This window comes from Streptomyces sp. AcH 505 (assembly GCF_000818175.1).
Classification (GTDB): Bacteria; Actinomycetota; Actinomycetes; order Streptomycetales; family Streptomycetaceae; genus Streptomyces.
Genome location: NZ_JTIY01000001.1, coordinates 2580630 through 2590560, shown reverse-complemented (window position 1 = coordinate 2590560; position 9931 = coordinate 2580630). Strand labels below are relative to the sequence as shown.

Here is a 9931-nt window from a genome sequence, read left to right as displayed (position 1 = left end):
GAGCGCGGGCAGCGCGTCCAGCGCCGCCGCCACGTCGTCGAACGTCTCCGGCCAGCGGCCGGCGACCGGCGCCTCGGTGTCCTGGTGCGGCAGCCCCGAACCGCGCCGGTACTCCACGTTGGCGACGGCGAAACCGCGCCGCGCGAGGAAGTCGGCGAACGGCGACAGGTGCGCCCGGTCGTACGGCGAGCGCCAGGCGCCGCCGTGCAGCACGACGACGAGCGGCACCCGCTCCTGGCCGCCGCGTGGCGCGTAGAAGTCGATCACCTGATCGGGGTGCTCGCCGTACGCGGCGCTCGCATCGGGCAGGACGGCCGGATGCGAGAAGAGCGACTCGCTCTCGGCGGCGTCGAGAGCGACGGGATCGCGCCCCGCTGGATCCGGCATGGTGCTCCAACCTTTCGGTACGGCGGCCGAATTGATCTGACCAGCGGGGACGGTATCAGCCACGCGGGGGCACTTGCAGCGTCCAGGCAGGGGCGGGCTGTTTCCCGCAGTCAGCAGCCGCAGGAGATCGCGCCGCGCGGCGCGGTCAGCGCGTCCACCGGCCGCCGCTCGACACCGTCGGCGGTCCGGACGGCGAAGCCCTCGCGCACCCAGTACTCGTAGCCGCCGATCATCTCCTTGACCGGTATGCCGAGCCGGGCGAAGGCCAGCGCGGCGCGGGTGGCGCCGTTGCAGCCAGGGCTCCAGCAGTACGTCACGACGACGGCGCCCGCCGGCACGACGTCGGCGGCGCGTGCGGCGATCTCGGCGGTGGGCAGATGGACGGCGCCGGGCAGATGGCCCTGGTCCCAGGCCTCGGTGCCGCGGGAGTCGACGACGACCAGGCCGGGTGCGTGGGCCTCCAGGTCGGCGTGGACGTCGCTGACGTCGGCCTCGAAGGACAGCCGGGCGGCGAAGTGCGCGAGGGCGGCGGCGGAGTCGGCGGGCGGGGTGGCGGTGACCGTTGAGGCGGGCGGGGTGAGCGGGGTGAACTGTGTCTTCGTCATAGTGACGATCCTGCCGACCGCGGCCACCCCCGGCGAGTGGCGGGAACGCCGCCACTCGTCAAGATTCCGCCACGCCCCGCACCGCCTCATACAGCCGCAACAGGCCCTATCCCGCCGCCGGGATCTCCCGCAGCACCTCGCCCAGCGTCCGCGCCGCGCGCTCCGCGTCCGCGAACCCCACGTACAGCGGGGTGAAGCCGAACCGCAGCACGTCCGGCCTGCGCAGATCGCCCACCACACCGCGCTCGATGAGCGCCGCCATCACGGCAGGCGCCTCGGCGCAGCGCAGCGCGACCTGGCTGCCGCGCTCCGCGTGCGCGGCCGGGGTCGTCGAACTGACCCTGTCCGCAGGGGCGTACGCCGTCACGCACTCCAGGAAGAAGTCCGTCAGCGCCAGGCTCTTGGCCCGTACGGCGTCGATGCTGACCCCGTCCCACACGTCCAGCGCCGCTTCGAGCGCCAGCATGGACAGGATGTCGGGCGTGCCGACCCGGCCCCGTACGGCGCCTTCGGCGGCCGTGAAGTCCTGCGCCATCGCGAACGGGTCCGCGTGCGAGTTCCAGCCGGGCAGCGGCGAGTCGAACCGCTCCTGGTGGCGCTCGGCGACGTACAGGAAGGCGGGCGAACCGGGGCCGCCGTTGAGGAACTTGTACGTGCAGCCGACCGCGAGGTCCACGCCGTGCTCGTCGAGGCCGACCGGCAGCGCGCCCGCGCTGTGGCACAGGTCCCAGACGGCGAGGCCGCCCGCTTCGTGGACGGCGGCGGTGAGTCCCGGCAAGTCGTGCAGCCGGCCGGTGCGGAAGTCGACGTGGTTGACCAGGACGACGGCCGTACGGGGGCCGAGCGAGCCGGGCAGTTCGGCCGGGTCGACGGGGACGAGCGGCATGCCGGTCATCCGCGCGACCGAGCGCGCGATGTAGCCGTCGGTGGGGAAGGTCGTGGCGTCCACGACGATCTCGTCCCGCGCCGGGTCGGCGGGGTCGAGCAGCCGTACGGCGCCCATCAGCGCCTTGAAGACGTTCACACTGGTCGAGTCACCGACCACGATCCGGCCCTGTCCCGCGCCGACGAGCGGCGCGATACGGTCGCCGATCCGCTCGGGCGCCGTCCACCAGCCGCTCTCGTCCCAGGAGCGGATGCGCAGCTCGCCCCACTGGCGGGTGATGACGTCCTGGACGCGTTCGGGGACGTTCCTCGGCAGCGCGCCGAGGGAGTTGCCGTCGAGGTAGACCGCGTCCGGTTCGAGGGCGAACAGCTTCCGGCAGGAGGCCAGTTCGTCGGCCGCGTCGAGTTCGGCGGCGCGTGCCGCGAGGACGGGGACGGCCGGTACGGCCGCGCGGGGGTCAGACATGGCTGCGCGCCGTCCACAGCTCGGGGAAGACGTTCTTCGTGGCGCGCTTCTCCAGCCAGGCCACCCCTGCGGAGCCGCCGGTGCCGGTCTTGGAGCCCATCGCGCGGCGGGTCGCCACCAGATGGTCGTTGCGCCATCGCCACACCAGCTCACCGACGTCCGTCAACGCCTCTCCCAGTCTGATCAGCTCGGAATGCTGGTCCGGGTCGGCGTACACACCGGCCCAGATCGCCTCGACCTCGGGCGACGGCACGTACTTGAGCGACAGGTCGCGGTCGAGGACAGCGGCGGGCACGGGCAGCCCGCGCCGGGCGAGCAGCCCCAACACCTCGTCGTACACGCTCGGTTCGTGCAGCGCCTTCTCCAACTCGGCGTGCACGCGCGGCGCGCCCCGGTGCGGTACGAGCATGGCCGCCGACTTGTCGCCGAGCAGGAACTCCATCCGCCGGTACATCGCCGACTGGAAGCCGGAACCCTCGCCCAACGAGCTGCGGTACGAGTTGAACTGAGCGGGCGTCAGCTGGCCGAGCGGCTTCCACGAGGCGTTCAGCGCCTCCAGCTCGCGCACGGAGCGCTTGAAGGCGTCGACCGCGACCTGCGTACGGTCCTCGCGCAGCGCGCGCGAGGCGGTCTCCCACTCGTGGACGATGACCGTGAACCACAGCTCCATGACCTGGGTGGTGACGAGGAAGACCATCTCACCGGGGTCGTCGGAGAGCAGATGCTGGAGATGGGTGAGGGTGTCCGCCTGGACGTAGTCCTCGTACGGCGTGGTGCCCGCGAAGTCCAGATTGGGGGTCTCGGGGTCCTGCGGCGTCGGGTCGTGCGGCATGGCTGTCTCCTCGGAATCGCTTCCGGGTAGCGGTCCGCCCCATCCCTTCGGTTTCGGAGCCCCGGTCCCCTGCTTCGCATCATAAAGGCAGGCAGCTCAGCGCGCCGGACCTGTGATGTACGTGCCGTAGTCGTCGTAGGGCCAGGCATTGGCGCGGCATCCGTCGAGGCCCTTGATCTGCTGCATCATCACCGGCGCGAGCTTGCCGGGGCCCGCACAGCCCAGGTGGTGGCGGATGCCGATCTCGTGGCCGACCTCGTGGTTGATGATCAGGTGGCGGTACTCGGCGGGCGGACCGTCGAAGGTCGGCGAGCCCTGCGTCCAGCGCCGCAGATTCACCACGACACCGTCCGTCGTCTCACAGTTCAGCTCGCCGCCGGTGTCCAGGCCCTGGGCGAGACAGAGCCGGTCGGCGCCGGCCGGAGTGGCGATCCTGATGGTGAAGACGGCCCGCGAGGAGACCAGCTGGAAGGTGCCCCGGCCGTGCGCGGCCCAGCTGCGCGGGTCGGCGAGGATGCGCTGGATGTCGGCCGCCGCGGTCTCGGCGGATATCCCGGCGCCCTTCTCGACCTCGACGGAGTAGCGGCGCAGCGGGCCTGAGCCGACCGGGGCGCCGTCCGACCGTGCGGTGACGAAGACCGGCTGCTGTCCGCCGCCCGGCAGCGCGGCATGCGCCCCGCCGCACATGGTGACGACGAGCAGGCACAGCAGGGCGAGCAGCCCGCAGCGGACGGCCTGCGGGCGGCGCACCACGCGCCACCGGCCTGTCCGGGACTCGTTCCCCGCCCCCGACTCGTTCCCCATGCCGGACCTCCCCCTGAACGGACCAAAGGGCCCGCGCCCGTAGGAAAAGACGGGCGGGGCCCTCAATAGGTTGATCGCGCAACCGTTCAGGAACGATCTTTGTCTCGGCCGGTCAGCCCAGGGTGTCGGCGGCGGCGGGCGACGAGTCGCGCAGGAACGTCGCGCAGCGCTCGTACTCCTCCTGCTCGCCGATCGCCTGCGCGGCGCGCGCGAGCGCGTGCAGGGCGCGCAGGAAGCCGCGGTTCGGCTCGTGCTCCCACGGCACCGGGCCGTGGCCCTTCCAGCCGGCCCTGCGCAGCGCGTCGAGCCCGCGGTGGTAGCCGGTCCGCGCGTACGCGTACGACTCGACGACGCGGCCGCCCTCGAACGCGTCGTCGGCGAGCCGTGCCCAGGCCAGTGAGGAGGTCGGGTACTTCGCCGCGACGTCGGCGGGCGACGTCCCGTTCGCGAGCAGTTCGCGCGGCTCGGGGTCGTCGGGCAGCTCGGTGGGGGGCGGTCCCCCCAGGAGGTCTTTGTGAATGGCCATGGGCTCTAGTGTCACAGGTCCGGGACCGATTCGCGGCCAGGTCCGCCGGTTGCCCGCGGCTGCCGCACCGGTTCGAGCGGCGGCCCCGCGACCCCGCAGTGGATCCGGCACTCCGGCTCGCTGCGCCCGTGCGGCTCGTCGGGTTCGAGCAGCCGCGTACGTACCGTCGAGAACGCGATCACCGCGCCCACCACCAGCACCCCGGCGCAGATCGGCATCGCCCGGCGGAACGTGTCCCCGAACTCCTTCGCCGAGTGGTACGCCTCGGGGCCCATGCCCGCCAGCAGCGGCAGCGCCGCCACCGCGATCAGACCCGCCGCGCGGGCGGCCGCGTTGTTGACGCCACTGGCAAGACCGGCCCTGCCGGTCTCCACGGACGCGAGGACCGTCGCCGTCAGCGGCGCGACCAGGGTCACCATGCCGACGCCCTGCACCACCAGCGCGGGCAGGACGTCCGCGATGTACGAGGCGTGCTCGCCGACGCGCAGCATCAGCAGCATGCCGGTGGCGCACAGCAAGGGACCGACCGTCAGGGGGATACGCGGCCCGATCTTCGAAGCGAGCTGCCCGGAACGCGCCGAGAACAGCAGCATCAGCACGGTCGTCGGCAGCAGCGCCGTACCGGCGCCGAGCGCCGAGTAGCCCACGACGACCTGGAGCTGGAGCGTGACGAGGAAGAAGAACCCGCCGAACGCCGCGTACACGCACAGCGTCACCAGGTTCACCGCGGTGAACTGGCGCGACTTGAAGATGCCGAGCGGCAGCATGGGGTCCGGCCGGCGCTTCTCGACCAGTACGAAGACCGCACCGACCAGCACGCCCAGCACCCCCGACCACCAGACCTTCGCGATCAGCGAGTAGGTGACGAGCCCGAGCGCCGCAGCGGCGAGCACCGCGCCGCCCATGTCGAACCGGCCGTGGTGCGCCGGGTCCCGGGACTCCGGTACGTGCCGCAGCGCGACCGGCACGCACAGGGCGGCCAGCGGCAGATTGATCAGGAACACCCAGCGCCAGCCGGGCCCGTCGACCAGCCACCCGCCGACGAAGGGCCCGATGGCCGCGCCGACACCGCCGAGCCCCGACCAGACGCCGACGGCCCGCGCCCGGTCGTCGGGGTGGAAGCTCGCCTGGATCAGCGCGAGGGACCCTGGAGTGAGCAGCGCGCCGCCGATGCCCTGGAGGGCGCGCGCGACGATCAGCACGCCCACGTTCGGCGCGAGGCCGCAGAGCAGCGAGCCGAGCGCGAACCAGACGATGCCGAACACGAACACCCGGCGGCGCCCGTAGCGGTCACCGAGCGAGCCGCCGAGCAGGATGAGCCCGGCCAGCGTGAGCATGTAGGCGTTGACGGTCCACTGCAGCGCCGGCAGATCGGCGTGCAGGTCGTCACCGATGTGCGGCAGCGCGACATTGACGACGGTGGAGTCCAGCAGGGCCATGCTGGAGCCGAGCACCGTCGTGAGGATGACCCAACGGCCCTTGGCCGATGACAGGCGGATATCCATGCGCGCATCATCCCCTTCCTCGCACGGAAAAGGACCCCGTCAGGGCCGGAGCCGCCGCAGGGCCCTGACGAGGGCGTCCATGCCCTGCTCCGCCTTGGCGCGCGGACAGCCCACGTTGAACCGCAGGAAGCCGTCGCAGCCGTAGACCGAGCCCGGCATGATCGCGACCTTCTGCTGCTCGATCAGCTCCCGCTGGAGCGCGTCGTCGTCGATGCCCAGGGGCCGCAGGTCCAGCCAGGCGAGATAGCCGGCCTGCGGCGGCCGCCAGTCCAGCTCGGGGAAGGCCGCGTTCAGCCGCTCGGCGACCATCCGCAGGTTGTCCTCGACGTACGTGTTGAGCGCGTCCAGCCAGGGCGCGCCCTCGCGGTACGCGGCGATGTGCGCGGTCAGCGAGAGGACGGCAGGCGAGGCCAGCCCCTCGCCGGTGTACATGCGGCTGAGGAAGGCCGCGTGGTCGTCGGGGTCGCCGATGATGCCGTACGAGCCGCTCAGCGCGGCGAAGTTGAACGACTTCGTGGCGGCCGTGATCAGCGCCCACCGGCCGCTGCCGAACCGGGTCCACGGCAGATGCCGGGTGCCGGGCGGCGCGAAGTCCGGGTGGACGAAGTCGGCGTGGATCTCGTCGCTGACGACGGCTACGCCGTGCGCCGCCGCCAGCTCGGCGAACAGCGTCAGCTCGGCCTCCGTCCATACCCGCCCGGTGGGGTTGTGCGGCGAACAGAGCAGCAGGATCTTGCTGTCGGGGCGGGCGAGTTGCCGCTCCAGGGCGGCCGTGTCACCGACGGGTACGCCGCGCAGCTCGCGGCCGAGCCCGGTCAGCGCCTTGCGGAAACCGTCGTAGGTGGGGGTGTGGACGACGACCCCGTCCCCCGGCCCGGTCCACATCCGCAGCAGCTGTGAGAGCTGGTTGAGCACGGACGGCGCGTACACCACGCGGCTGGTCGCGACGGCGCCGTCGGCGGCGATGTCGGTGCCGTACCGGGTCTTCGACCAGTGCGCGATCGCGGACAGGAAGTCCTCGTTGCGCCAGTCCGTGTAGCCGAACACCCCGTGGGCGACGCGGCGCTGCAACGCGTCGAGCACCTCGGGCGGTGACCGGAAGTCCATGTCGGAGATGGTGAACGGCAGCAGCCCGTCCACACCGAACCGCTCGGCGACGCCGTCCCACTGGACACACCAGGTGCCGTGCCGGTCGACGGGGGTGTCGAAGTCGTAGCCCATGGTGATCCTCCAGCGGACATGGCGCGGGCCCGGCGCCAGAAGGCGCCGGGCCCGGTGTGTCGGGTCTTTGCTCAACTCCCCGGCAGGGGACTTACTTGAGCCGGGTGCCGGTGGAGCGCAGCGCGGCACACGCCTCGGTGACGCGCTTGGCCATGCCGGCCTCGGCCAGCTTGCCCCAGGTGCGCGGGTCGTAGGTCTTCTTGTCGCCGACCTCGCCGTCGACCTTCAGCACACCGTCGTAGTTGCGGAACGCGTGGTCCACGACCGGGCGGGTGAAGGCGTACTGGGTGTCGGTGTCGAGGTTCATCTTCACGACGCCGTTCTCCAGCGCGGTGGCGATCTCCTCGGCCGACGAGCCCGAGCCGCCGTGGAAGACGAAGTCGAACGGCTCGCTGCCGGCCGCCTTGCCGTACTTGGCGCTGACGCCCTCCTGGAGGTCCTTCAGCAGCTCGGGACGGAGCACGACGTTGCCCGGCTTGTAGACACCGTGGACGTTGCCGAAGGAGGCAGCCAGCAGGTAGCGGCCCTTCTCGCCCAGGCCCAGCGCCTCGGCGGTGCGCAGCGCGTCGTCGACCGTCGTGTAGAGCGAGTCGTTGATCTCGTGGCTGACGCCGTCCTCCTCGCCGCCGGTCGGGGTGATCTCGACCTCAAGGATGATCTTGGCGGCGGCGGCCTTGGCGAGCAGTTCCTCACCGATGGCCAGGTTGTCGGCCAGGGTCTCGGCCGAGCCGTCCCACATGTGCGACTGGAAGAGCGGGTTACGGCCGGCCTGGACGCGCTCGGCGGAGATGTCGAGCAGCGGGCGGACATAGCCGTCCAGCTTGTCCTTGGGGCAGTGGTCGGTGTGCAGCGCGACCGTGATGTCGTACTTGGCGGCGACGACGTGCGCGAACTCGGCGAGCGCGACGGCGCCGGTCACCATGTCCTTGTTGTACTGCCCGCCGAGGAACTCCGCACCACCCGTGGACATCTGGATGATGCCGTCACTCTCGGCCTCGGCGAAGCCGCGCAGCGCGGCGTGCAGGGTCTGGGACGAAGTCACATTGATGGCCGGGTAGGCGAACTTGCCTGCCTTCGCCCGGTCGAGCATCTCGTTGTAGACCTCGGGGGTTGCGATGGGCATGGGTCGGCTCCTATGCGATCTATGGGTGTGCGGTGCTTGTCCCTGACCTGGGCGGCGACATCATCGTCACCCCCATCTTTCCAGACTCTCGTACGGACACCGACGGGCTCCGGGCTGTTTCACGTGAAACAGTCCGGGCCGTGCGAAATGACCAGATCAGCCGAGTCGTCCGGGTCAGCCGAGTCCCAGCTCCTCGACCGAGTACACGTTCACGTACGGCAGTCCCGCCTCCGCGACGGCCGGGGCCGCACCCCGCTCCACGATGACCGCGACCGCGACGACCTCGCCGCCGGCTTCCCGTACGGCCTCGACGGCGGTCAGCGGCGAGCCGCCGGTGGTCGACGTGTCCTCGACGACCAGGCAGCGGCGGCCCTTGACGTCGGTGCCCTCGATCCGGCGCTGCATCCCGTGCGCCTTCTGCGCCTTGCGGACGACGAAGGCGTCCAGCCGCTTCCCGCGGGCGGCCGACGCGTGCAGCATCGAGGTCGCCACGGGGTCGGCGCCCAGCGTCAGACCGCCCACGCAGTCGAAGTCCAGCTCGGCCGTGGCGTCGAGCATGACCTGACCGACCAGCGGAGCGGCGTGGCCGTCCAGCGTGATGCGGCGCAGGTCGATGTACCAGTCGGCCTCAAGCCCGGAGGAGAGGGTCACTTTGCCGTGCACCACGGCGATGTCCTTGATCAGCTGGAGCAGCTCGGCCCGTACGTCAGTCATGGCCCTGAGCTTACGACCCGGGCTCAGAGGCGGCGCCAGCTCCAGGTCGCGGTGATCTCCAGCGGCTCGACGGGGGTGACCAGCCGGGGCAGCGTGTTGAGCCCGTTCGGCGGCCCGGTCTGGGCCTCCACACAGACGGCCTCGTCCTGCTCGTCGTAGAGGACGGCCCACTCCTCGCGGCTGGTCACCTTCAGCTCCAGCCGGCCCGGCCAGGTGAGCGTGACATCGACGCCGTCGGGGAATCCGAAGCAGTCGTCCCACGGGCCCGGGCGCGGATCGATCCGGCGGCCCGTGGGCAGATGGTCGGCGCCGCGCTCCTCCTGCCAGGCGGCGGTGAAGTCGAGCCGCACCTTCTCGCCCCCGTCACCGAGGTCACGCAGGAACCAGGGGTGCCAGCCGGCCTGTGCGGGGAACGACGTGTCGTACGTCTCGACGCCCATGCCGAGCGTGAGGGAGTCGTCGGTGAGCTGGAAGGTCTGGGTGACCTTGCCGCTGTACGGCCAGGGCTCCGCCAGCTCGTACGTGCAGACCGCTCCGCTCGCGTCCTGCCGCTCGGTGCGCCAGGCGGTGTCGCGTCCGGTGCCGTGAATGGCGTGCGGCGGCGAGTTCAGCGGCATCTGGTGGGTCACCCCGCCGTTGCGGAACTGGCCGTTCCCGATCCGCCCGCACCAGGGCACCATCGGGAAGCAGCCGAACCGCTCGCCTTGGCGCAGCAGTTCGGTGCCGCCGACCCGCAGGCCGCTGATGCGGCAGCCGTTGGCCGGATCGATGGTCAACTCGGCGTCGCCCGCCGTCAGCCGGATGCTCTCTTCGCTGCTCACGCCACGAGGTTACCCGGCTACCTGCGGCGCCTCAGCGCGCGT

General features: G+C 71.6%; 10 protein-coding genes and 1 pseudogene. All 11 read right to left on the bottom strand.

Annotation, left to right across the window (positions count from 1 at the left end; all coding sequences use genetic code 11):
- Nucleotides 1–387: pseudogene (locus HY68_RS11880) on the bottom strand (alpha/beta hydrolase); the annotation flags it as partial.
- A gap of 110 nt (nucleotides 388–497) precedes the next feature.
- Nucleotides 498–992, bottom strand: coding sequence for a rhodanese-like domain-containing protein (locus HY68_RS11875; RefSeq protein WP_041987827.1), 495 nt, complete (start codon nucleotides 990–992; stop codon nucleotides 498–500).
- Between the two features lie 106 nt (nucleotides 993–1098).
- Nucleotides 1099–2343, bottom strand: coding sequence for a kynureninase (gene kynU / locus HY68_RS11870; protein WP_041987824.1), 1245 nt, complete (start codon nucleotides 2341–2343; stop codon nucleotides 1099–1101).
- Nucleotides 2336–3175 carry a tryptophan 2,3-dioxygenase family protein gene (locus HY68_RS11865; protein WP_041987821.1) on the bottom strand — a complete coding sequence of 280 codons (840 nt, stop codon included), beginning with the start codon at nucleotides 3173–3175 and terminating at the stop codon, nucleotides 2336–2338. Before HY68_RS11865 ends, kynU begins: the two co-directional genes overlap by 8 nt.
- A gap of 96 nt (nucleotides 3176–3271) precedes the next feature.
- The gene (locus tag HY68_RS11860; protein WP_107070077.1) at nucleotides 3272–3979 is read right to left on the bottom strand and encodes a DUF3152 domain-containing protein; all 708 of its coding nucleotides are present in this window, start codon (nucleotides 3977–3979) and stop codon (nucleotides 3272–3274) included.
- 112 nt (nucleotides 3980–4091) lie between these two features.
- Nucleotides 4092–4505 carry a DUF3151 domain-containing protein gene (locus tag HY68_RS11855; protein ID WP_041987819.1) on the bottom strand — a complete coding sequence of 138 codons (414 nt, stop codon included), beginning with the start codon at nucleotides 4503–4505 and terminating at the stop codon, nucleotides 4092–4094.
- Nucleotides 4506–4516: 11 nt separating this feature from the next.
- The gene (locus HY68_RS11850; protein ID WP_041987817.1) at nucleotides 4517–6010 is read right to left on the bottom strand and encodes an MFS transporter; all 1494 of its coding nucleotides are present in this window, start codon (nucleotides 6008–6010) and stop codon (nucleotides 4517–4519) included.
- A gap of 39 nt (nucleotides 6011–6049) precedes the next feature.
- On the bottom strand, nucleotides 6050–7231 hold the full coding sequence (locus HY68_RS11845; RefSeq protein WP_041987815.1) for a MalY/PatB family protein: 1182 nt from the start codon (nucleotides 7229–7231) through the stop codon (nucleotides 6050–6052).
- Nucleotides 7232–7322: 91 nt separating this feature from the next.
- Nucleotides 7323–8354, bottom strand: a complete 1032-nt coding sequence (gene fbaA, locus HY68_RS11840) for a class II fructose-bisphosphate aldolase (RefSeq protein WP_041987814.1) — start codon at nucleotides 8352–8354, stop codon at nucleotides 7323–7325.
- Between the two features lie 174 nt (nucleotides 8355–8528).
- Nucleotides 8529–9068, bottom strand: a complete 540-nt coding sequence (pyrE, locus tag HY68_RS11835; RefSeq protein WP_041987812.1) for an orotate phosphoribosyltransferase — start codon at nucleotides 9066–9068, stop codon at nucleotides 8529–8531.
- A gap of 23 nt (nucleotides 9069–9091) precedes the next feature.
- Nucleotides 9092–9889, bottom strand: coding sequence for an aldose epimerase (locus HY68_RS11830; protein ID WP_041987809.1), 798 nt, complete (start codon nucleotides 9887–9889; stop codon nucleotides 9092–9094).
- Nucleotides 9890–9931 lie beyond the last annotated feature (42 nt).

Coding starts and splice junctions, on each gene's coding strand:
- HY68_RS11875 (WP_041987827.1), bottom strand. CDS start 992: ATGACGAAGACACAGTTCACCCCGCTCACCCCGCCCGCCTCAACGGTC.
- kynU (WP_041987824.1), bottom strand. CDS start 2,343: ATGTCTGACCCCCGCGCGGCCGTACCGGCCGTCCCCGTCCTCGCGGCA.
- HY68_RS11865 (WP_041987821.1), bottom strand. CDS start 3,175: ATGCCGCACGACCCGACGCCGCAGGACCCCGAGACCCCCAATCTGGAC.
- HY68_RS11860 (WP_107070077.1), bottom strand. CDS start 3,979: ATGGGGAACGAGTCGGGGGCGGGGAACGAGTCCCGGACAGGCCGGTGG.
- HY68_RS11855 (WP_041987819.1), bottom strand. CDS start 4,505: ATGGCCATTCACAAAGACCTCCTGGGGGGACCGCCCCCCACCGAGCTG.
- HY68_RS11850 (WP_041987817.1), bottom strand. CDS start 6,010: ATGGATATCCGCCTGTCATCGGCCAAGGGCCGTTGGGTCATCCTCACG.
- HY68_RS11845 (WP_041987815.1), bottom strand. CDS start 7,231: ATGGGCTACGACTTCGACACCCCCGTCGACCGGCACGGCACCTGGTGT.
- fbaA (WP_041987814.1), bottom strand. CDS start 8,354: ATGCCCATCGCAACCCCCGAGGTCTACAACGAGATGCTCGACCGGGCG.
- pyrE (WP_041987812.1), bottom strand. CDS start 9,068: ATGACTGACGTACGGGCCGAGCTGCTCCAGCTGATCAAGGACATCGCC.